General features: G+C 65.3%; 18 protein-coding genes. 5 read left to right on the forward strand and 13 right to left on the reverse strand.

Features of this window, described 5'->3' with window-relative positions; genetic code table 11:
- Positions 1–63: 63 nt before the first annotated feature.
- Positions 64–537, reverse strand: a complete 474-nt coding sequence (gene greA / locus KBA48_RS08420) for a transcription elongation factor GreA (RefSeq protein WP_292905157.1) — start codon at positions 535–537, stop codon at positions 64–66.
- 82 nt (positions 538–619) lie between these two features.
- Positions 620–3,904, reverse strand: a complete 3,285-nt coding sequence (gene carB, locus KBA48_RS08425) for a carbamoyl-phosphate synthase large subunit (protein ID WP_292905159.1) — start codon at positions 3,902–3,904, stop codon at positions 620–622.
- A gap of 339 nt (positions 3,905–4,243) precedes the next feature.
- Between carB and KBA48_RS08430 the strand changes: the two genes are divergently transcribed.
- Complete coding sequence (locus KBA48_RS08430; protein WP_292905161.1) at positions 4,244–6,106, forward strand: PAS domain-containing protein; 1,863 nt, start codon at positions 4,244–4,246, stop codon at positions 6,104–6,106.
- A gap of 66 nt (positions 6,107–6,172) precedes the next feature.
- Here the strand turns inward: KBA48_RS08430 and KBA48_RS08435 are convergent, their stop codons facing one another.
- The 8 genes from KBA48_RS08435 to KBA48_RS08470 all read right to left on the reverse strand — a co-directional run bounded on the left by KBA48_RS08435 (position 6,173) and on the right by KBA48_RS08470 (position 11,816).
- Positions 6,173–6,667 carry a hypothetical protein gene (locus KBA48_RS08435; protein ID WP_292905163.1) on the reverse strand — a complete coding sequence of 165 codons (495 nt, stop codon included), beginning with the start codon at positions 6,665–6,667 and terminating at the stop codon, positions 6,173–6,175.
- Position 6,668: 1 nt separating this feature from the next.
- Complete coding sequence (locus tag KBA48_RS08440) at positions 6,669–7,001, reverse strand: hypothetical protein (RefSeq protein WP_292905165.1); 333 nt, start codon at positions 6,999–7,001, stop codon at positions 6,669–6,671.
- A 163-nt stretch (positions 7,002–7,164) separates the two neighbouring features.
- Positions 7,165–8,355: a DUF1501 domain-containing protein gene (locus tag KBA48_RS08445; RefSeq protein WP_292905167.1), complete on the reverse strand. Its 1,191-nt coding sequence runs from the start codon at positions 8,353–8,355 to the stop codon at positions 7,165–7,167.
- 3 nt (positions 8,356–8,358) lie between these two features.
- Complete coding sequence (locus tag KBA48_RS08450; RefSeq protein WP_292905169.1) at positions 8,359–9,684, reverse strand: DUF1800 domain-containing protein; 1,326 nt, start codon at positions 9,682–9,684, stop codon at positions 8,359–8,361.
- A gap of 57 nt (positions 9,685–9,741) precedes the next feature.
- Positions 9,742–10,227: a periplasmic heavy metal sensor gene (locus tag KBA48_RS08455; protein WP_292905171.1), complete on the reverse strand. Its 486-nt coding sequence runs from the start codon at positions 10,225–10,227 to the stop codon at positions 9,742–9,744.
- The gene (locus tag KBA48_RS08460; RefSeq protein WP_292905173.1) at positions 10,224–10,685 is read right to left on the reverse strand and encodes a hypothetical protein; all 462 of its coding nucleotides are present in this window, start codon (positions 10,683–10,685) and stop codon (positions 10,224–10,226) included. Before KBA48_RS08460 ends, KBA48_RS08455 begins: the two co-directional genes overlap by 4 nt.
- 40 nt (positions 10,686–10,725) lie before the next feature.
- Positions 10,726–11,364 carry an RNA polymerase sigma factor gene (locus tag KBA48_RS08465; protein ID WP_292905196.1) on the reverse strand — a complete coding sequence of 213 codons (639 nt, stop codon included), beginning with the start codon at positions 11,362–11,364 and terminating at the stop codon, positions 10,726–10,728.
- A gap of 26 nt (positions 11,365–11,390) precedes the next feature.
- Complete coding sequence (locus KBA48_RS08470; RefSeq protein WP_292905175.1) at positions 11,391–11,816, reverse strand: EF-hand domain-containing protein; 426 nt, start codon at positions 11,814–11,816, stop codon at positions 11,391–11,393.
- Positions 11,817–12,161: 345 nt separating this feature from the next.
- On the opposite strand from KBA48_RS08470, the gene KBA48_RS08475 reads away from it, so the two are divergent.
- From KBA48_RS08475 to KBA48_RS08485, 3 genes are all read left to right on the forward strand, one after another.
- Positions 12,162–12,902 carry a hypothetical protein gene (locus KBA48_RS08475; protein ID WP_292905177.1) on the forward strand — a complete coding sequence of 247 codons (741 nt, stop codon included), beginning with the start codon at positions 12,162–12,164 and terminating at the stop codon, positions 12,900–12,902.
- Positions 12,903–13,009: 107 nt separating this feature from the next.
- A complete protein-coding gene (locus KBA48_RS08480) occupies positions 13,010–13,750 on the forward strand; it encodes a metallophosphoesterase family protein (RefSeq protein ID WP_292905179.1) in 741 nt (246 codons plus the stop codon).
- A 98-nt stretch (positions 13,751–13,848) separates the two neighbouring features.
- The gene (locus KBA48_RS08485) at positions 13,849–14,700 is read left to right on the forward strand and encodes a bifunctional 2-polyprenyl-6-hydroxyphenol methylase/3-demethylubiquinol 3-O-methyltransferase UbiG (RefSeq protein WP_292905181.1); all 852 of its coding nucleotides are present in this window, start codon (positions 13,849–13,851) and stop codon (positions 14,698–14,700) included.
- Here KBA48_RS08485 and KBA48_RS08490 read toward each other — a convergent pair whose 3' ends face one another.
- The gene (locus KBA48_RS08490) at positions 14,701–17,217 is read right to left on the reverse strand and encodes a cation:proton antiporter (RefSeq protein ID WP_292905183.1); all 2,517 of its coding nucleotides are present in this window, start codon (positions 17,215–17,217) and stop codon (positions 14,701–14,703) included. It lies immediately after the preceding gene.
- Positions 17,218–17,503: 286 nt separating this feature from the next.
- On the opposite strand from KBA48_RS08490, the gene KBA48_RS08495 reads away from it, so the two are divergent.
- The gene (locus KBA48_RS08495) at positions 17,504–19,735 is read left to right on the forward strand and encodes an EAL domain-containing protein (RefSeq protein WP_292905185.1); all 2,232 of its coding nucleotides are present in this window, start codon (positions 17,504–17,506) and stop codon (positions 19,733–19,735) included.
- Between the two features lie 31 nt (positions 19,736–19,766).
- Here the strand turns inward: KBA48_RS08495 and KBA48_RS08500 are convergent, their stop codons facing one another.
- Both KBA48_RS08500 and KBA48_RS08505 read right to left on the reverse strand, forming a co-directional pair.
- Positions 19,767–20,603 carry a hypothetical protein gene (locus KBA48_RS08500; RefSeq protein WP_292905187.1) on the reverse strand — a complete coding sequence of 279 codons (837 nt, stop codon included), beginning with the start codon at positions 20,601–20,603 and terminating at the stop codon, positions 19,767–19,769.
- Between the two features lie 20 nt (positions 20,604–20,623).
- Positions 20,624–20,971: a hypothetical protein gene (locus KBA48_RS08505; RefSeq protein ID WP_292905190.1), complete on the reverse strand. Its 348-nt coding sequence runs from the start codon at positions 20,969–20,971 to the stop codon at positions 20,624–20,626.
- Positions 20,972–21,489: the final 518 nt, after the last annotated feature.

Genomic DNA, 21,489 nt, shown 5'->3' on the forward strand with positions numbered 1-21,489 from the left:
GCAGAACCCGCCGCGGTCTTCACCGGGCGGGTTCGATGCTAGAAGCCGGATTCCGGGAACGCCTTACTTGAAGGCGATACCCACAACCTCATAGCTCTTGGAGCCACCGGGTGTGGTCACCTCGACGCTGTCGCCGACGGATTTGCCGATCAGCGCCCGGGCCAGCGGGCTGGTGATGGAGATCAGCCGCTGCTTGATGTCGCTCTCATCCTGACCGACAATCTGATAGGTCACCTCTTCGTCGGTGTCCTCATCCGCCAGCGTGATGGTCGCGCCGAACTTCACGGCATTGCCGGACAGCTTGGTCGGCTCGATCACTTCGGCGCGGCTGATCTTGTCTTCCAACTCCATCACGCGGCCTTCGATGAAGGACTGCTTCTCGCGTGCTGCGTGGTATTCGGCGTTTTCCGACAGATCGCCATGCTCGCGGGCTTCCGCGATGGCTTTGATCACGGCGGGCCGCTCAACGCTCTTCAGGTGCTTCAACTCATCCTGCAGCCGGTTGTACCCCCGAGCCGTCATGGGAACTTTTTCCATCGTGCCCTATCCCAGTAAAGGTAGCCCAGAAACAAAACAAGCCCGACGGGGCGGTGTTCCGCCCCGACCGACCAGACCGTCCTTAGTAAGAGCCGCTCAAGTAAGACTGGAGCGGGGCCACGTCCAGACCGCCGACCTTCAACGCCGAGATGGCTTCAACTGCCGCCTCGGCTCCGGCCACCGTGGTGTAATACGGGATGTTATTGGTCAGCGCGGCGCGGCGCAAGCTGAAGCTATCGGAAACAGCCTGCGACCCTTCGGTCGTGTTGAAGATAAGCTGCACGTTGCCATTGATCATGGCGTCCACGATGTGCGGCTGACCTTCCACCACCTTGTTGATGGCGCCGACCTTCACGCCATTGTCGGCCAGATGCTTGGCCGTGCCGCGCGTGGCAATGACCTTGAAGCCCATTTCCAGCAGCTTGGCCGCCACCGGCACCATGGCCCCCTTGTCGCCGTCGCGGACGGAGATGAAGACGGTGCCTTCCTTGGGCAGGGTGACGCCCGCGCCCATCTGGCTCTTGGCAAAGGCCAGGCCGAAATTCTTGTCCAGGCCCATCACTTCGCCCGTGGAGCGCATTTCCGGCCCTAGCAGGATGTCGACACCGGGGAAACGGTTGAACGGGAACACGGCTTCCTTGACCGCCGTGTGCGGCGGGAAGGGACCGGACAGCTTGAACTGGCTCAGCTTTTCGCCGGCCATGACGCGGGCGGCGATCTTGGCGATGGCCGTACCGGTGGCCTTGGCCACGAAGGGAACGGTCCGGCTGGCGCGCGGGTTCACTTCCAGGATGTAGATATCGTAACCGCCGATGCCCGGCCCGTCCGTGGTCTGCTTGACCGCGAACTGGATGTTCATCAGGCCGACAACGTTCAGGCCCTTGGCCAGCTTGACCGCCTGCACCGTCAGCTCGTCGATGACGGGCTTGGACAGGGTGTAGGGGGGCAGGGCGCAGGCGCTGTCGCCGGAATGGATACCGGCTTCCTCGATATGCTCCATGATGCCGGCGACATAGACCTCGCCGTCGGCATCGGCCACGGCGTCCACATCCACCTCGATGGCGTTCTGCAGATAGCTGTCGATCAGCACCGGGTTGTTGCCCGACACCTTGACGGCGGTGGCGATGTAGCGATGCAGGCCGGCCATATCATGGACGATCTCCATGGCGCGGCCACCCAGCACATAGGACGGGCGGATGACGACGGGGAAACCGATCTTCTCGGCCACCGCGACGGCTTCTTCCAGCGACCGGGCCAGGCCGTTGGCCGGCTGACGCAGTTCCAGCTTGTGCAGAAGCTGCTGGAACCGCTCACGATCCTCGGCCAGGTCGATGGCGTCCGGCGTGGTGCCCAGGATGGGCAGGCCCGCCTGTTCCAGGGCCTTGGCCAGCTTCAGCGGCGTTTGCCCGCCGAACTGCACGATCAGGCCGACAACCTCGCCGTTCTGCTTTTCCTTCTCGACCAGTTCGATCACGTCCTCGGCCGTCAGCGGCTCGAAATACAGACGGTCGGCGGTGTCATAGTCGGTGGAGACGGTCTCCGGGTTGCAGTTGACCATGATCGTCTCATAGCCCGCTTCCTGAAGCGCATAGACGGCATGGACACAGCAATAGTCGAACTCGATGCCCTGGCCGATACGGTTGGGACCGCCGCCCAGGATGACGACCTTCTTCTTGTCCGTCGGCTCGGCCTCGCACTCCGCCGGCTCCAGCCCATTGCCTTCATAGGTGGAGTACATATAGGGCGTGTCGCTGGCGAACTCGGCGGCGCAGGTGTCGATGCGCTTGAACACCGGGCGCACATTCAGGGCGCGGCGATGGGCGGCGACGGCCGCTTCCGGCTGGTCCAGCAGGGTGGCCAGACGCGCGTCGCTGAAGCCCATGGCCTTGATGCGGTTCATATACTGCGCGTCGATGCCCGACAGGCCGGCTTCCTTGATGGCGGCCTCTTCCTGCACGATGGCTTCGATCTGGCGCATGAACCAGGGGTCGTACTTGCACTCTTCGTAGATCTGCTCGACCGTCCAGCCATGGCGCATGGCCTGGGCCACGATCAGCAGGCGTTCCGGCGTCGGGCGGCTCAGCATATGGCGCAGCCGGCCCTGATCGACATTGCCGTTGGCGTCGCGCAGGTCGATCTCGTCAAAGCCGGTCAGACCGGTTTCCAGACCGCGCAGCGCCTTCTGCATGCTCTCCGCGAAGGTGCGGCCGATGGCCATCACCTCACCCACCGACTTCATCGAAGTCGTCAGGGTGTTATCGGCGCCGGGGAACTTTTCGAACGCAAAGCGCGGGATCTTGGTGACGACATAATCGATCGTCGGCTCAAAGCTGGCGGGCGTGGAGCCGGTGATGTCGTTGTCCAGCTCGTCCAGCGTGTACCCGACGGCCAGCTTGGCCGCGATCTTGGCGATGGGGAAGCCGGTGGCCTTGGACGCCAGCGCCGAGGAACGCGACACACGCGGGTTCATCTCGATCACGACCATGCGGCCCGTGTCGGGATGGATGCCGAACTGCACGTTCGACCCGCCCGTATCCACACCGATCTCGCGCAGCACCGTCAGGCTGGCATTGCGCATGATCTGGTATTCTTTGTCGGTCAGCGTCAGGGCGGGGGCGACCGTCATGCTGTCGCCCGTATGCACGCCCATGGCGTCGATATTCTCGATCGAACAGATGATGATGCAGTTGTCCTTGCTGTCGCGGACAACCTCCATCTCATATTCTTTCCAGCCCAGGACCGATTCCTCGATCAGGACCTCGTTCACCGGGCTGGCGCGCAGGCCGCCGCGCACAATGTCCTCGAACTCCGCCCGGTTGAAGGCGATGCCGCCGCCGGTGCCGGCCAGCGTGAAGGACGGGCGGATGATGGCGGGCAGACCGACAAAGGCCAGCGCGTCCAGAGCCTCGTCGAAATTCTTGACCACGCGCGACCGCGGGCTTTCCAGCCCGATCTTGTCCATGGCGTCGCGGAACTTCAGACGGTCTTCGGCCTTTTCGATGACGTCGGCCTTGGCGCCGATCATCTCGATGCCCAGCCGCTCCAGCGTGCCGTTATGGAACAGGGAGAGCGCGGTGTTCAGCGCCGTCTGGCCGCCCATGGTGGGCAGCAGCGCGTCGGGCCGCTCCTTCTCCAGGATCTTGGCGACGACGGCGGGGGTGATCGGCTCGATATAGGTGGCGTCGGCCAGACCCGGATCGGTCATGATGGTGGCCGGGTTGGAATTCACCAGGATGACCCGGTAACCTTCCTCCTTCAGCGCCTTACAGGCCTGAACACCGGAATAGTCGAATTCGCAGGCCTGTCCGATAATGATCGGACCCGCGCCGATGATGCAGATGGATTTGATGTCGGTGCGTTTCGGCATGATCAGTCGGACCGTCTTTTTCGGGCGGGAAGGGCGATATGGTCGCGGCAAAACGCCCCCCGCTCCACAATGGGTGCGGGGGGCGCCCGGCTGAGGCGCCTATATAGAGGGGTCGGCCCCCGAATTGAAGTGCCGAGCTTGGGGCGCTGGGATGCGTCAGGTGGGAGGCGGCGCCCGGCAGGTGGCTGCGCCCTGGAAAACAGAGGCGCTATTATCAACTGGATATTTCATCTATAGATATAGATACTAATTGAATATAAAGGCCTATGCCTTCTGGGGGAGTTTCACGGCTGGTCCGGGGCCCGAAGTTTGATCGATCTCTGAGAGGACGTGTACCCGATGCTGGATTCGGTTGCCGCAATCGGTGAACTGTTCAAACACTTCCCCGTGCCGATCATGGCGTGGTGGCAGCAATCCGGACATCTGTCCCTGGCATTCTGCAATTCGGCCTTTGCCCATCTGTGTGGACGCGATCCTGAGGGCATGACCAATGTCTCCGGCTCCTTGTTGATGCCGCTCGACGGTCAGCCAGATCCCGGCCCCGCCATCGCCCGCAGCCTGGTACAGGGAGGTGTGCTGGACATCGAGGTGTCGGTCAGTGCGCGCGGGCGCTCCCGGCGGCTCCGCGTGCTGGGGCAGGGGCTTGGAGTCGGCAACCGGCAGCGCGAGCATATCTTTTTCGCCATTGCCCGCGATATCAGCAACGAGGCCAGGCAGGCCACCGCGATGGCAACGACGGAACGTATGCTGTCAGCCGTGATCACGAATATCCACCTGCCCCTTCTCATGCTGACCCAGGATGCCCGGATCATCCTGGCCAATCCCGCCGCGGCGCGGCTTCTTGAGCGACCGGTGGATGAGGTCGTGGGACAGCATCTGTCCGTCCTGTTCACATCTCAGGACTGGCCCGGCATATCCGTTCGTTTTGAAACCTGCATGCGCAACGCGGTGGAACAGCGTGGTGCCGTGCGCATCCGCACCGGGCGCGGGGACTTGGTTGACATGGAGGTGCGGGGCCAGCCGATGGGCGACATTGGCGGCAAACCGATGCTGATGCTGACCTTCTCCCCGTTCGAACCGGTGCCGGTGTCAAATCACGATGGTCTGGACGCGATGCGCAAGACCTTGGCCGGTGGCGGCAACATCCTGGCGGGGCGGGTGCAGATCATCGGGCTGGACGATATGCGGTCAGCCTTTGGCGAACGCTGGGGCCACATGCGCGAGCAGGCGTTGGGCATCGCCGAACAGACGATCCGCCGCGACCTCGACCCCGCTGACAACCTGCAACGCATGCCTGATGACAGCTTCGTCATGAATTTTTCGGGCCTCACGGAAACAGAGGCGGTGGTTCGGGCGCAGCGCATTGCTGACAATGTGCGTGTCCGTCTGCTTGGCGCCGCCACCCCGGACGGGCGGGTGGAAGCGGTGGTGACAACGGTGCGGGCGACCGATCTGGCAGGGCATCAGGGCGAGGATCTGGCCGATTTCCTGGTCCGCAAACTGGCTGCCCGCCGCGACGAAAGCCGCCGCTATGTCCAGGCGCTGCTGCGCGAGGCGATCACCAAGGCCACCCTCGATCCGCGTCAGGTCATGCGGCCGGAAGGTTTCGCATTACCTTTGCAGGTCGCTGAACTGGCCTACCCCTGGCGGCAGCAGATCGCCACGGCCATGACGACACTCGGCGATGATGTCGCCGCCAGATTTGAGGCCGACCTCGTCATCCTTTCCGTGTCCATCGATTGGGGAGAGTTACGAAAGCGCAAACGTACATTGATCGTCCCGGTTCAACTGGAAAACCTGATGTTGCCCCGGTTACTGGACAGATATGTCGATGTTATACGCAATCTGCCGGTGGAACTGCGGGAACGCATTCTGTTGCATCTGGTCGATATCCCCTCGGCCATCGCCGGGTCCCGGATCGGTGGCATGGTTCAGACATTGGGGCCACATTGCCACGGGATCATTCTGCAACTGCCCACCATGGATCATATGTTGGATCCGCTGGGCAATCGCGTGGGTGTCATCTCCCTGCCGTTCGATATGCTGGATTATGGGGAACAGAATGGACATGCCCGCCTGACGCGGCTGGTGCGCACCTGCCACCTGCGTAAAATGAAGGTCTGGATCGAAGACGTGCCCGACAACAATGTCAGTATGAAACTGGCGGCGGACGGGGTGGACATGGTCACGCTGCTGCGCTGAACCCCTGCTTGTGCCGGCTGCCTTTGGTCCCGGCTCAGCGGGATCAAAGGCGGCCGGTGGCCCGGTTCACGGGCCGATATAAAACCGGCGCAGATCATCCTGCCGCGCCGTGAAGACCGTGCAGTTGGTGCTTTCCTGACCTTTGAAGAAATAGACCAGCCCCTCGTCCCGCCGGCGCGTGGGGTCGAACAGGTTGACGGCCATGTGGCCATAGGCAACGCCCCAAGGCTGTTCATCGGGTCCGAAGGCGCGGTAATGCAGGTTGATCAGTTGGTTGAACCGGCCCGCGCGGCACAGTTTCGACAATTCCAGGTCGACCTTCAGCACCCCGCGCGACGGCGCGTCGAACGCATAGACGATGCGGTCGCGCCGCTGTGGTGTGGGGCGGGGCCGGGCGATGGCCGGGTCCATCCAGCTTTGCCAGGGCAGCTTGCCGAACCCCCGTCCATTTTCCGGCTGTGCCGGCGCGGCCGGCCGTTCGGCGCGGGCTGGACCGTCAAGCGGGATCGACGCGGCGGCCAGAAGACCGGCCACGATCAGGATCGATAAAAGACGGGTCATGTCAGCGGGTGATGGCGAGCCGGGCCAGGAACAGGGCGACAGCCTTTTTGCTGTCTTCCGGCAGGCTGGTGAAATTGATCTTGGTCCCGGCCTTCTTGTCCACGGCCGCCACGGTTCCGGCCCCTTTAAGCTTGAGATTCTGCTTGGGGTCCTTCAGGGCCAGGTCGAAGGTCACCGACTGCCCCACCTTCAACTTGGCGCCGGCAACCGTTACGGAATTGATCCCCAGATCGGCCACTGTCAGTTCCTTGCCGTCGATATTCAGGTGCGCCGTATATTTCGGTACCTTCACCTTCTCGATGACATCCACCTTCAGGAAGTCGAACAGGCCCATTGTGTTGGCTCCCCGGGGCGTGACTACAGCCGTGATGGTACAGGATTTCGGCGATATTGGAACGTGGACATTGGGATAGAGCCACGGTCATGGGTTTTGGGCAGGCGCAGCACCGCATCGATCATCGTCGATGCGCTTTTTTATCTCGCCGACCTTGGGGCGGTTACGCCTTCACCAGTTCCGGCAGGGCGCGCACGGCCTTGCCATCGGGGAAGACGAACCGGTCGATCTCCGTCGCCGGCATGCCCAGGTGCCCGGCCAGCACACCCTTCAGCAGGGCGCGCATGTCGGTGGTGGGGGCCAGGTCGCGGCCTTCATACAGCTTGTCTTCGCGCAAGGTCGGCCACTCGCCCAGCACCCGGCCCCCCGCCACGGCACCGCCGGCCAGCAGGGCCACGCCGGCCGTGCCATGGTCGGTGCCGCCGGTGCCGTTGGGGCGGATGGTGCGGCCGAATTCGGTGACCACGGCGATCAGGGTCTGGTCCCAGACGCTTTCCATGGCGGCCCGCAAGGTCACCATGGTTTCCGCCAGTTGCCCCAGCGCGCTGGGCAGCCGGCCCTGCACGGTGCCCTGGCCGACATGTGTGTCCCAGCCGGGCAGTTCCAGGGTGGCGATGCGCGGCCCGGCCGGGTCCGACAGCATGCGGCCCGCCGTTTCGGCCAGGACCAGCCGGTCCTTACCGCCCTCGCGCTTCTTGTTGCCATCCATGCCGTTGGCCATGTCGGCCACACCCAGCCCCGCCATCAGGGCCGGTCCCAGCACGGGATCATTGCTGTACAGGCCCGCGATACGGTCCATGAAATCCATGCTGGGTTCGGGCAGGGGCGATGGCGCCCAACTGGCCACCGGTACCGGCCCGCGCAGCACCAGCGGCACGCCCTGGCCCAGCGACAGACCCAGCCCCTTGCCCCCGTCCCCCAGCCGGGCCAGTGCCCGGTTCAGCCAGCCCGTATCGTCGCCGGCCCGCACGCCGCCCGTATCCAGCAGATCCTGGGCGTCGAAATGGCTGCGGTCGCGATAGGGAGTGGCGATGGCATGCACGGCCAGCAATTGTTGCTGCCCCCACCAGTCATGCAGGGAGCTGAGCGCGGGATGCAGGCCGAAACGGCCATCCAGGTCCAGCACCCCGCCCTCCTGCCCCGGTTCGGCCAGGGCCAGGGGGCCGCGCACGGACCGGTAATCCGGATCGGCATAGGGCACAACGGCGCCCAGCCCGTCCATGGCCCCGCGCAACACGATCAGGATCAGGCGCCGGTCGGTGCCCGCCGCCGCCAGCGACAGGCGCGGGGCCGATGCCGCCAGCAGTCCCGCGGCGCCGGCCGTGGCGATGAAATATCGACGATGCAGCATCATGGGTCACCTCCGTTGAAAGGCGGGGGAGGAAAGCGCAAGCGCCAAGGCCTCGGCCGGGCTGGGCGCGCGGGCGACCGCCTGACGCAAGCCATCGTCGGCCAGATCGCCCAGGGCGGTATCCAGCAGGGTGCGGGCATCAACCCGGCTTCCGACCCGCTGCCCGAAGGCCAGCGACCAGTCGATGCGGCGCAGGATGGCGTCCGGCCCTGTCCAGTCGGCGGCCCGGTCGGGCCAGCCGGCGGGCGACGGGGCGGCAAACGGCATCTGGCCCAGCAGGCTCAGCGCATTGACCAGCCGGTCATCCGCCACCTCCACCGCGCTGGCGCGCAGGGTGGCGATGACGAAGTCGTTGGGGCTGCGCATCTTGGCCAGCGGCTGTGCCCAGGCGGCATCCAGGCGCACCAGCGTGCGCATGACATGAGTCAGATCGCCGTTGCTGTCGCGGAAGCTTTTGGCCAGGGCCGTGACGGTGGCTGGCGGAGGATCATCGGCGATGAAATGCCGGGCCAGTTTCTGCGCCACATGATGGGCGGTGGCCGGGTGGGCGCACAGCAGGTCGATGGCGGCCGCCGCTTCCGATACGCCGCTTTCCGGGATGCGCTGCCCCAGCAGGATTTTCTCCCCCGGCTGGTGGCGGCGTGGGTTGAAATCGGCGGTGCCGCGTTCTTCATCCAGGGTCCAGCCCGTCAGGATCAGGGCCATGGCGCGCACATCATCCTGATGGTAACCGCCATCCACGCCCAGCAAATGCAGTTCCAGTGCCTCGCGCCCCAGATTCTCGTTCAGGCCCTTGTCGCGTTTCTGCCCGGCCGTGCTGTCCGGGCCGATGGATTGGGCATTGTCCAGATAGATCAGCATGGAGGGGTGCAGGATCGCGGCCCGCGCCATGTCGCGGAAAGTGCCCAGGATATGGGGGCGTATGGCCTCGTTCTCATAGGCCAGACCCAGGGGGGCGATGATGGGCCGCTGGGTCGATACCGTGAAATGGTTCGACCAGAACTGGACCAGCCGTTCCTGGAACGGCGTGTCGCTGGTGGCGGCCAGACGGGTGCGGATGGCGATGTCGGCGCGGTAGCGTTCGCGCGCCTGTTTCTTCGCCATCTCCTCCGCCTCTCCCTTCGCCTTGCGGGCGGCGGCCATCTCCGAAATGCGGGGGGCGGAACCCTGATGGTCGGCCAGAACCGCCGGCAGGGGGCGGGGTGAAAGCTGGCTGTCGACCCAGCCGCGCGGATCGGCCTTCACACGGTCCAGATCGCCCGGACCGGCACCGAAACCGAAGCGCGACAGGGCATGTGTGGCCAGACGGCCGGGCGCAGTGGTCATCACCATGGTCAATCCTCCCCGCGGCGAATGGGAAATACGCGATCCGACCGTCTGCGACGCCCCTCAGTTGCCCGGCGGTGGCGGCGGTGGTGGCGGCGGCGGATGGTGCGGCGGGCCGTCCTTGCCCTTGGGGCCGCGTTCCGGCGGCGGGGGCAGGGTGCCTGCCGCCTGCGCCGCCGCCATGCGTTCCACGATGGTCCGGTGCAGACGTTCCTGCGCCTGGCCTGTCAACAGCCGCAGGTCGGCCAGGGCGGCCTCCGCCTTTGCGGCGTCGAAGGGGCGTTGGCGCAGGCTTTCATTCACGGCGCGGCGGGTGGCGCGGAAGACCTCCATCTGGGCCGTCGACTGCTCATCCCGTTGCCGCATGGCCTGGTCGATCTCGGGCCGCAGCGGTTCGGGCACCAGCCCCAGCAGCCGCTCCACGCTGCTGGGCGGTCCGCCGCCACCGCCGCCGCGCAGCCAATGCCCAGCAAAGATGCCCAGCACCGCCAGATTGCCGGCTGCCGACAGGACCAGCAGGACGGACAGGATCAGGGTCGAGCGTTTCATTCCACTGTCTCCGCGTCGCCGCTGTCATAATAGGAGGTGTCGCCCAGCAGGCTGGCCAGATCCTCTCCGGCCACCTGTTCCCCGGCCGTTGCGGTGGGCAGGGTCACCAACTGGCCATATCCCAGGACAAAGCCGATCACTCCCGCCGCCGTCACCGTCGCCATGCCCGCCGTCCATCGGCGCCAGCCGGCCAGCAGCAACCGGGCCAGCGACGGTGCGGCGACACCGCGCGGATGGTCCAGCGGGATATCCATGACGGTGCGGCGCAATTCCGGGCTGGCCGTTATTGCCGGAAGCCCGGCCAGCGCCGTCTCCAGCACCTGTTCGGCCGACAGCAGGTCGCGCAGTTCCGCATCCGCAGCCAGCGCCCGGTCGGCGGCAAGGCGCAGGGGGGCGGGCCAGCGTGACGGGTTGGCCCCGTACCGGTCCAGAAGATCAAGGAATTCGCGTTTTGTCATGGCAGCCACCCTTGGCCGGTCCGTTCACAATAAAAGCTCATCATGCGCCCCATCCCGCCAGCTTTTCCCGCAGCGCGCGGCGGGCGCGGACCAGCAGGCTTTCCAGGGCCTTGACGCTGACATCCAGCGCCTTCGCGGCCTCCGCGTTCGACAGGCCGCCATCATAGGTCAGCGTCACCGCCGCCCGCAGCCGGTCCGGCAGGTCCGCGACCGCCGCCGCCACGGCCCGCCTTGTACGCTGGTCGGACAGGGACCGTTCCTGGTCCATGGCGGTATCGGCGGGATCGCCCGCCGCTTCCAGCGGGGCCATCGGGGTCCGGCGCGTCCGGTCCAGGCACAGGTTGGTGGTGATCCGGTAGAACCAGGTGCCGAAGCGCGCCGCCCCCGGATCGAACCGGTCGGCATGGCGCCAGAGGCGCAGGAACGCTTCCTGCGCCACATCCTCGGCATCGGCCTGATTGTTCAGGATACGGCGGGCGATGGTGACGGTGCGGTCCAGGTGGCGGTCGACCAGCAGCCCATAGGCCCGCCGGTCGCCCCCCGCGACCCTTGCCACCAACGCCTCGTCCGTTTCACCCGCATCGTCCAAAATGGCGTCCCGCCTGTCCTGCGCCCAGGTTGCGTCCCTGGGCGCCGTGTCCATCCCCACCATTTCACGTTTCGACAGGCCGGTCGTCATGATCTTCACGCGGGCGGCGGCAAGGGTCAGCGACCGTCCTTGCCGTCACGCTTGTGACCAGGGTGGTCGCCGTCGCGCGCCGGCTTGAAGGCCGCGAATTCCGCCTCGGTCACGACACCGTCCTTGTTGGTGTCCATCTTGTCGAACAGGGCCAGCTCATGCTCCTGCCGGGCCTTTTCACGGGCGGCTTCGACGGCGGCCGGGAAATCGGCACGCTTCACCTTGCCGTCGCCATCCTTGTCCAGCGCCTTGAAATGGTCGGCCTTGATGGCGGCCCGTTCGGTATCGTCCAGCTTGCCGTCCTTGTTGGCGTCATATTTCGCCAGCATCTCGGCGCGGCCCGGGCCACGCGGTCCGTCGGCGGGGCCCATGGGCTGGGCAATCGCGGGAACAGCGCCGGCCAGCAGCGCCGAAACAGCCAGGGCGGCAAAGGTGCGGTGGGTGATGGTCATTTCCGGTAACTCCGTATTGGGATGTGGCCGCCGGCCTTTCGGGCGGCGGAGAACGGGGCGGGTCGGGCGCCATTCCGCCTCGTTCAATCCTGATACGGCCGGGAACAAGGAACCCTGCATCCCAGCTTTTAGGAAAAAGATGTATTGCTAACGCAATAGTGATAATAACCATATGTTAACGCTGTCGACGGAACAGGCCAGGGCAAGGGGCCGCCGTCTGCGCAGGGGGCAACAGGGGCGATGGCGCCGGCACGGGAGAGCAAGTTGAGGGGGGTCGTCTACGGGCGCAGCCTTGATTTCAGGCCGCTGCCGCCTGACCCGGAGGTTTTGGGCTCACCCATCAAGTTGACCGACATCGAAGCCGTCCGGTTGCCGCAGAAGGGCTGGCGCGACCATCTGCGGATGTTCCTGCAATCCTCCGGTCTCACCTCTGTTCCGTCCGTGGTGCGCCTGCGCTGGCAGGCGCATGAGGTGATTGATTGGCTGCAATCCTCGCTTCTGTCCAAGGGGCGCGGCAAAAAGGCGTCCATTTCCCACCCCATCCAGATGATGGCCGCCATTGAGTTCCTGATGGCCATGCCGGGGGAACTGGAGGTGGAGCGGCGGATCATGCATACGTTGATCGGCCGGGCGCTGATCGAATATCGCAAGCGGATCAGCGCCAACCGCGAACGGCCCATGCAGTTCGTGAAGGAGGCGACAACCCATTTCTTTGCCGGGTTCAAGGAACAGCAGATGCTGTCCAAGACCAACACGCCGGGGGAGCAGTTCGCCACCGTCCAGCGCATCTATAACAGCTATTATTTCTTCCGCGCCTTCTACATCTTCGCCATTCTGTCGCGGGAGCCGCCGGAAAGCGGTGGCAAGCTGTTTTCCAAATTCATGCGCGCCTGCTTCTTCATGTCGACCATCCAGGATGACGGTACCATCGCGCCCAAACCATCCTATCGGCAGCTCCCGCCGAAGGAACAGGTGGTGTTCCTGGCCAAGCGCGACGTCGCCCTGCAATCGCGCCTGCGTGAGGATGAGGCGCTGCGCAGCGAATTGCAGAACCTGCTGCGGTTTTTCCGGCCCCTGCGCGGCTGACCCTCCCTTTTTTGTCCTCCCGACAAAGGTTGCCTTCGTGTCGATGGATACCGCTGTCACGATGCCTCTCGACAAAAATTGAAGAGAGAGGGGGGAGGGAACGTCGCATGCGTATCGCCGTCATTTCCGATGTCCATGGCAATCTTGGCGCGCTGACCGCCGTCCTGGCCGATATCGACCGGCGCGGGGTGGATCAGGTTGTCGATCTGGGCGACAAACTGTCGGGCCCGTTATTCCCTGCTGAAACGGCCGATCTGATGATGGATCGGGAGATTGTGCATATAGCCGGCAACCATGAGCGCCAATTGCTGGAACTGCCCGTGGAGCGCATGGGCATGTCCGACCGTATCGCGCATGCGGCGCTGACGCCCCGCCATCGCGACTGGCTTTCCTCCCTGCCGGCACAGCGGGCGCTGGCGGACGGGGATATCTGGCTTTGTCACGGCATACCGGGCTCCGACCGCACCTATTTTCTGGAAGAGGTGGGGACCTGGGGCTGCCGTCCGGCCGATCCCGCGCTGGTGGCGGCGCGGGCCGGCACGGTTGAGGCGTCGGTCATCCTGTGCGGCCATTCCCATCTGCAACGGGCCGTGCGCCTGTCCGACGGGCGGCTGGTGGTCAATCCCGGTTCGGTGGGCCTGCAGGCCTATCGGGATGATCATCTGTTCCTGCACCAGAACGAAATGGGCAGTCCCCATGCCCGCTATTGCGTGCTGGAGCGGGCGCGCGGGACCTGGGCCGTGACCATGGTGGAACTGGCCTATGACTGGGACGCGGCGGCCGATCTGGCGGCATCGCGCGGCGCCGATGGCTGGGTCCAGGCCCTGCGCACGGGGAGGGTGGGCTGACCGTCCCGTGGCGGCCTGCCCGCCCGGCATCTTTGCGGGCGGCGGGGGGATGCGATAGGCTGTGACCTTCGCCCCCCGCTGCACAGGAAAGCCGCCGTATGAACCCGCATGTGCCCGACAGCGACGGCAGCTATCTCTATTATGATGGTGATTATCCCTGGCCGGCCGATCTGGCGGCCGATGCGTCCCTGCACGCCTCGGCCGCGCGCCAGGGCATCCTGCATGACGTGGCCCATTATGCCGGCCTGACGCAGGAACTGGCCGGGCTGCTGGGCCGGGGACCGCGTGTGCTGGAAATGGCCTGCGGCACGGGGCGCCTGTCCATTCCCATGGCGCGGGTGGGAGCCATGGTCACCGGTGTGGATGCCTCCGCCGTGATGCTGGCCGGCCTTGCCCGCCGGCTGCGGCAGGAGGGGGCGGAGGTTGCGGCGCGGGTTGTGGCGGTGCAGGGCGATCTGCTGGACCTCGACCTGCCCGACAAGCGGCATGATCTGGTCGTCATGGGTTTCAACATCCTGATGCTGATTGCCGATTTCGACAGCCAGATCATGGCCTTGGAACGGGCGCGCGACCATCTGGGGCCGGACGGTGTCCTGGCCCTGGATGTGGTCAATCCCCTGGTCATGCCGCTGGGCGCCACTCCGGCGCCGGAGGTCAGCTACACCCGCGTCAATCCGCATACCGGCAACATCTACACAAAATTTGCGCTGGTCGGCACGCTGGACGACCGTCAGGTGCAGCACAATCACGGCTGGTACGACGAGGTGATGCCAGACGGCACCATCCGTCGCGCCTATTACCATTTCGACTGGCGGCCGCTGTTCCGCTACGAACTGGAACTGATGCTGAAACTGACCGGTTTCGGCATCGTGCGCGTCGATGGTGACTTCCAGGGATCACCGTTCGATGCGGGGTCGGGCAAGATCGTGGTGGTGGCGCGGCGGTTGTGACTATGCCGACAGCCGCTTTTCGATGGCGCTGTCTATATGGTCCTTCAGGACGGGATCGCTGCTGTACAGGCGGTTGAAGTCACGCTTGTCCAGCAACAGCAACTGGCAATAGGCCAGCGCCGTGACGTCGGCGTTGCGCCGCTGGTCCAGGACCAGCGCGATCTCCCCGAAAAAATCGCCCGAACCCAGGCGGATGGGGGCGTCCAGCCCCGGCACATGCACGGCCACGGCACCGGAGGAGATGAAATAGACGGTATCCCCGCGCTCCCCCTTGCGCACGATGGTCTCTCCCGGAAAATAGAGCCGGGGACGCAGCAGCCGTTCGATCTGCGCCAGCCGTTCCGGCGCCAGGCCCGTGAACAGCGGCACCCGCCCGATCAGTTCATGCGTGGCCAGGCCCAGATCCAGTTGCGGCGGCGTGCTCACCTCCTGCCAGCGCTCCCGCAGGTCGCGTTCCAGATCGTTCAGGATTTCGCGGCTGATCAGCGCCTCCTCGAACAGGGACTGGGTCGACCGTTCCTCCATGCGCAGCCCGGCGCGGATCAGGTATTGTGACTGCACCGCGTCCAGATAGGCGGGATATTGCAGGCGGATGCTGTCCAGCGCCTCTTCCACCACCTTCAGCCGGGTGGTCAGGCGCTTACGCACGGCCTCTGCCGTCTGCTTGCCCAGCATGGGGGCCAGCCGGTCGCCGCTGAACTGGCTCAGTTCACGCAGGCAGAAGCGCAGCGCCGTCAGCATGGCATAACGTTCGGCAAGCCGCGCCGATACCGGCCGCTCCCAGCCGAACCGCCGGTGCAGCCACAGGGCCAGCCGCAGCGCGCGGCCCGGCCGCAACTGTTTGGCCGCCACCTTCTCATAGGCCGTGGCGCCGCCGGTTTTCAGCGCATCCTGCAACCGGCCGGCGACAGCCGCCAGGGTCTGCACCGACAGGCGGGAAATGACGCCATCGCGGAAATAGGCGAGATAGCGCTGTTCCTCATACCGGGCCAGGGTGGACAGGCCGATATAGACGCGGTCGTCCAGCGACAGGGCCCCATACCGGCTTTCCAGGTCCAGTTGCTCCTGCGCCAGTTCGGCCCCGCGATCCAGCAGCGGGTCCACCGCATGGGCCGCGTCCAGCCCGAACCGTTCGGCCACATGTTCCAGGTCGCGGCGGACATTGGACAGCGACAGGCCCACCGCCCGGTTACGCAGCGCCAGTTCCACCGGCGTCAGCCGGTCCAGCTTCAGCACCCGGATCAGGGGGCGCAGGGTCGTTCCCTGCACGAACAGGGTGAACAGCACAAAACCCGTGACCACGACGGCCACATGTTCCTGGATATAGTCGGGCAGCGACTGGTGTTCCGTCACGGCCAGGGCCAGCGCCAGGGATACCGCACCCCGCAGCCCGCCCCAGGTCATGACGATGCGGAAACGGTGGCTGATCCGGTCGGAAGCCCCTACCCAGGACAGGACCGGCAGGATGCCGAAGATCACCAGCGCGCGTGCCACCAGGGCCGCCACGATCAGGGCACCCAGCAGGGCGAAATGGCTCCATTTCGCCTCCATCAAGGTGGGGGGTACCAGCATCGAGGCGAACAGGAAGATCAGGGAATTGGCCCAGAATCCAAGCTGGCTCCACACCTGTTCCAGGCCGGACCAGCTTTCGGGGCTGATGCGGGTGCGCCCGGCCGATGCCATGACCAGACCCGCCACGACCACCGCCACCACACCCGACACATGCAGGTAATGTTCACCCAGGATGAAGGCCAGATAGGCCAGCGCCACCGTCAGGGTAATCTCCGACAGGGTCTGATTGCGCAGCGGCGTGACCACCAGCGCCGTCAGCCAGCCCAGCAGCCAGCCGACCGCCACCCCGCCCACAAACTTGAACACGAAATCGACGGCGGCGGCCCCCAGATCCGGCTCACCCCCGCTGGTCAGGATGCCCAGCAGCAGGGTGAACAGCACGATGGCGGCGGCGTCGTTGAACAGGCTTTCGCCCTCGACCAGGATGGTCAGGCGGCGCGGCGCGCCCAGATCGCGGAAGATGCTGACCACGGCTGCCGGGTCGGTGGTGGCGATGATGCTGGCCAGCAGCAGGCAGACGATCAGCGCCTTCTGCGTCGGCATGCCATGCCACAGGCCCCAGACCCACCACATGGCCAGCCCCGCAACGACGGTGCAGACCAGCACCGCCACGATGGCCAGCAGCAGGATGGGCCCCAGATCGTCCAGCATGCGCCGCACATCCACGCCCAGCGCCGTTTCGAACAGCAGCACGGGCAGGAAGATGTAAAGGAAGGCGGCGGATGTCAGTTCCACCTCTCCCACGGCATTGATGAAGGCGGTGACCGGTCCCGTCACCTCCCGCTCCACCCCGCCGCCGACATGCAGCAGCAGGCCGATGCCCACCCCCAGCGCCGCCAGCACCACCGTGTAGGGCAGGCCCAGCCGTTTGGCCAGGGGCGGCAGCAGGCTGACCAGCCCCAGCAGGCCGGCAATGGCCAGAAGCGTGTTGATCAAGGTTTCCATCGGTGGCACACGCGGGCAGGGCGGGTCAGGATCGGGTGCCAGGATGACACGGATATCAGCGCTTCCGCCAGCATCTGCACCCGGCGTTGGCGGAAGGTCGCCCCTGCGCCATGCTTGCCGCGCCCGTGCCGGTGGCGTAGGTTCACGTAGTTGATTTAACGAATACCAAGGTCAATAAATATTGACCGACACGGGTTAAGGTCAGCACGGCGGCAATCCCGGGGCGGGGACAAGGCGGCTGGCATCGGGGACAGGGATGGTCGGCGGGTCATGGGGGGCGATGGGTATGGCGGATGACCTGCTGGATTTTGCGGCGGAGCCGGCATCGCCTGCGGCTTTGCCGGCATCACCGCCCTGGCTGGTCCTGATCGTCGATGACGACCCGTCCGTGCATTCCGTCACCCGTCTGGCCCTGCGCGATATGGTGCATGCGGGGCGCAAGCTGCTGTTCCTGTCGGCCTATTCGGCGGGCGAGGCACGGCAGATGCTGGCCGTCTATCCCGATATCGCCCTGATCCTGCTGGATGTGGTGATGGAGGCGGATGATGCGGGCCTGCGTCTGGTCCGCTCCGTGCGGGAAGAGATGGGCAACCATGATGTCCGCATCATCCTGCGGACCGGACAGCCCGGTCAGGCGCCCGAGCGCGAGGTGGTGGAGCGGTACGACATCAATGATTACCGCGCCAAGGATGAACTGACGGCCCGGCGCCTGTGGACGTCGGTCTATACCGCGCTGCGCGCCTTTGAACAGATCCGCGACCTGGATCAGCACCGTGCGGGCCTGACCCATGTGCTGGACGCCTCGGCCCGGCTGTTCGGGGAACATGATCCCGAACGGCTGGCCCATGCCGCCGTCGACGCCCTGTCCGCCGTGGCGGGACCGGGGGCGGGCGTGTTGCTGGTCCGCTGTGACCGGCTGCCCGACGGCACGGCGGGGGAGCCCCGGCTGCTGGCCGGCATCGGCGAAGGCCGCGTGGCCATGACGCCGGGCGCGCTGGTCCATCTGGTTCCGGCGGAAATGGGGCAGCAAGTGGCCGCCGCCCTGGCCGCCGGCACCGCCCAAGGGGGCACGGACTGGTTCGCCCTGTCCGCCAGCCTGTCGGACGATGCCGCCATCATCCTGCATCTGTCGCATCTGGCCCCCGGTCGGGTGCCCGATGCCGGCATGCTGTCCCTGTTCGCGCGGACCGTTGCCGTGGCCCTGGAAAATGCCCGCCTGCTGGCGCAGCTTTCCAAGGATCGCACCCATGACCGTGCCACCGGTCTGTTGAACCGCCTGGGCTTCATTCAGGCCATCGAAACGCGGCTGGCCCGGATGCAGCCGGGCGGCGCGGACAGCGTGGCCGTGGGCATCATCGACCTGCGCCATTTCCGGGATATCAATCAGGAACTGGGCGTGGCGGCTGGTGACCGGCTGCTGGTCAGCACGGCGCAGCGCGTGATGGCCGCCGCCGGGGCGGGGGCCATCTGCGGACGCACCGGCGCTGATCAGTTCGCCCTGCTGCTGCCCGGCGCGCCGGCCCTGGCGGTCGCCCGCGACGGTGTGCATGCGGTCGCGGGCGCGGTCAGCGAACCCATCATGCTGGCCGGGCGGGAGGTGCATCCCATGTCGTCCCCCGGCCTCGCCTGGTGCAACAGCCCCGGCCGCCATGGGGAGGAACTGCTGGCACGGGCGGAGGAGAGCATGCAGGCCTCCAAACGCGCCTATGGCCGGTTGCAGGAAGTGGTGATCGGCGCCGACCGCGCCGAGGGCGGCCGCCTGGGCCTGACCATGGAACTGGGCACGGCCCTGAAACAGGGTCAGTTCGAGCTGTATTACCAGCCCATCGTCGATGCCACGACGCGGGAGATCGTGGCGTTCGAGGCGCTGGTGCGCTGGAACCACCCGTCGCGCGGCATCGTCATCCCCGCTTCCTTCATCCCCACGGCGGAAGAAACCGGGCTGATCGTGCCCATCGGCACCTGGGTGATGCGGGAGGCGGCGTTGCAGACCGCTGACTGGACCCGCCGCGCCGGCCGCCCCGTCTGGGTCTCGGTCAATATCTCCGCCGCGCAACTGTCGGAACCGGGCTTCCTGGACAATGTGCGGCAGGTGATTGCCGATAGCGGAGTCGATCCCACGCTCCTGAAGCTGGAAGTGACCGAAAGCACCATCATCGGCGACCCGGCCCATGCGGCGGAAATCCTGACAGGCCTGCGGGATCTGGGCATCCGGCTCTGCATGGATGATTTCGGCACCGGCTATTCCAACCTGTCCTACCTGCAAACCCTTCCCTTCGATTTTCTGAAGGTGGACCGGGCCTTCGTGTCCAGCATGATCGACCGGTTCGAAAGCCGGACCATCCTGCGCACCATGCTGGCGCTGGCTCAGCAACTGGCCCTGGAAGTGGTGGCCGAAGGGGTGGAAACCGACGAGCAGGCCGACGAACTGTCACGTCTGGGCTGCGGCTTCCTGCAGGGCTATCTCTATGGCCGCCCCATGCCGGCGGCCGATGCGGGCCGGTCCATCGGGGTGTGATACCAGGGTCAGGAAATTCTGATCGCTGGTATCAGCCGGTGATCTGTTTTGCGGCCTCCAGCACATGGCTGGCCGATCCCGACGCCTGCTGGTGGGCGGCCAGGGCCGACTGCGCAGCGCTCAACGCCGTGTTCAGCGACGTCACCACCGTGGTGGGAACGGGGTCCAGAGCTGATACCTGCTGGTTGGCGGCACCCAGTTGCGTGACGATCGTCTGAAGATCTGTGCCCAGTTGTGAAAGCTGGGTGAAGAGATTTTCGGCGGCCTGCTGGGCGCTGGTGGCCGCCTGGCTGTTGACCCCCGCCTGCTGGGTGCTGTCGGCGGCCTTCTGGATGCCCTTGGACAGCAGATAGCTGCCCCCGCTGATACCAAGCAGGCCCAGGATGCTGTTGGGAATGTCCGGAAGGCCCCAGATGGTCAACTGATCCATGGCCTTCTGAAGCCCTGCGGCCAGTGATTTGGCCTCCGTCGCTTCAAGGGCCTGCAGATAGGTGATCGCCTGTTTCAGGGTCACCAGGGAGGCATCGTTGCCCGATATACACCCTTTGCAGTTCGGCGACCCGAGCCAGTACAGGGCATAGATGAAGTAAAGCGTCGCCACCACAAAGGTGAATAACAGCATCTGAAACCGGGAAAGGCTGGCGCGCCCGTCATCATCGGCAATCAGGTCCGTCAGGCTGATATCGCCGCTGATCATCTTGCCGACGATTGTCGCCGACAAGGCCGCGATGATCAGCACGATGACCGCGCCGAAACCGCCGGTCAGCGCCACAAGTATCCGGTTGCCGGGGGTGACGGCGGCACCTTGCTCCAAAAGCAGATAGACGATCGTCACCAGCGCCGTGGCGGCGCACAGTATCTCCAGCATCCCCTTTTTCATGTCGGCCCCTATCTTCTCATGAAACTGGACAAGAGGGTGGTTGCGGACCGTCCGCCGAGATAAAGCAGATGGCTCCCCCCCATGGTGATCAGCAGCCATTCATCGGCGTCCGGCAGAGAGGGACTCTGGCCCAGGCCGGCCAGGGCAGTACCAGCATAGGTTGCCATGGCGACCAGCGAAAAAATCAACATCTGCGGCCGGGTCAAAGCCCCGCCCATGCCGCTGGGCCCCGCCAGCATGCCGCGCAGATTGATGCGCCGTTTCAGGATCTTGAGGCAGATCGTCAGCAGCACCGTTGCCATCCATGCCGCCAGCACCATGCCAAGCGCCGACGCCAGCCACCCGATCAAGGTCATGGCAGTTCCCCCTACGGCCATCCCACCCTTCTTACAACATACTGCTAAGCGCTATATGTCTAATTATATTTTATGGAGAATATATATGAAGATAAGTGCAAAAAAAGCCTTGTCCGTTTTGTGAGCTATGCGGTCACCGAACCGGCACATCGGATGGCATTGGGTGGCCGATGGGGGGCTATAGGTGCGGCCATGTGCCCAAAAGGAAAGGGCCGCCCCGTTGCCGGAGCGGCCCCTGTCTTATACCAATCTTCCTTGATCGTGACCGATCCAGTAAGATTGCGTGTTCCCTCAGACGCCGGGCGCCGCCATCCGGCGGCGGCTTGGCTTACGGCACCACACGGTGCCGGGCCGGCGGTCGCCGGCCTCCAATCTGCCAAGGGTCAAACAATCGGCAGATTGTTAGGGTGGACGGCCCCCCCGGCATCGCTGTGCCATAGTTGGGTTGTCACACACCAACATCGGGAGCCGCCCAGATGGAGTATAAACGGATTGCGATCGACATTTCCAAGCATGTG

This window comes from Niveispirillum sp., from assembly GCF_017996735.1.
GTDB lineage: Bacteria > Pseudomonadota > Alphaproteobacteria > Azospirillales > Azospirillaceae > Niveispirillum.

Coding starts and splice junctions, on each gene's coding strand:
- greA (WP_292905157.1), bottom strand. CDS start 537: ATGGAAAAAGTTCCCATGACGGCTCGGGGGTACAACCGGCTGCAGGAT.
- KBA48_RS08490 (WP_292905183.1), bottom strand. CDS start 17,217: ATGGAAACCTTGATCAACACGCTTCTGGCCATTGCCGGCCTGCTGGGG.
- KBA48_RS08500 (WP_292905187.1), bottom strand. CDS start 20,603: ATGCTGGAGATACTGTGCGCCGCCACGGCGCTGGTGACGATCGTCTAT.
- KBA48_RS08465 (WP_292905196.1), bottom strand. CDS start 11,364: ATGACGACCGGCCTGTCGAAACGTGAAATGGTGGGGATGGACACGGCG.
- KBA48_RS08435 (WP_292905163.1), bottom strand. CDS start 6,667: ATGACCCGTCTTTTATCGATCCTGATCGTGGCCGGTCTTCTGGCCGCC.
- KBA48_RS08450 (WP_292905169.1), bottom strand. CDS start 9,684: ATGGTGATGACCACTGCGCCCGGCCGTCTGGCCACACATGCCCTGTCG.
- KBA48_RS08440 (WP_292905165.1), bottom strand. CDS start 7,001: ATGGGCCTGTTCGACTTCCTGAAGGTGGATGTCATCGAGAAGGTGAAG.
- KBA48_RS08460 (WP_292905173.1), bottom strand. CDS start 10,685: ATGACAAAACGCGAATTCCTTGATCTTCTGGACCGGTACGGGGCCAAC.
- KBA48_RS08470 (WP_292905175.1), bottom strand. CDS start 11,816: ATGACCATCACCCACCGCACCTTTGCCGCCCTGGCTGTTTCGGCGCTG.
- KBA48_RS08505 (WP_292905190.1), bottom strand. CDS start 20,971: ATGACCTTGATCGGGTGGCTGGCGTCGGCGCTTGGCATGGTGCTGGCG.
- KBA48_RS08445 (WP_292905167.1), bottom strand. CDS start 8,355: ATGATGCTGCATCGTCGATATTTCATCGCCACGGCCGGCGCCGCGGGA.
- KBA48_RS08430 (WP_292905161.1), top strand. CDS start 4,244: ATGCTGGATTCGGTTGCCGCAATCGGTGAACTGTTCAAACACTTCCCC.
- KBA48_RS08455 (WP_292905171.1), bottom strand. CDS start 10,227: ATGAAACGCTCGACCCTGATCCTGTCCGTCCTGCTGGTCCTGTCGGCA.
- KBA48_RS08485 (WP_292905181.1), top strand. CDS start 13,849: ATGAACCCGCATGTGCCCGACAGCGACGGCAGCTATCTCTATTATGAT.
- carB (WP_292905159.1), bottom strand. CDS start 3,904: ATGCCGAAACGCACCGACATCAAATCCATCTGCATCATCGGCGCGGGT.
- KBA48_RS08495 (WP_292905185.1), top strand. CDS start 17,504: ATGGCGGATGACCTGCTGGATTTTGCGGCGGAGCCGGCATCGCCTGCG.
- KBA48_RS08480 (WP_292905179.1), top strand. CDS start 13,010: ATGCGTATCGCCGTCATTTCCGATGTCCATGGCAATCTTGGCGCGCTG.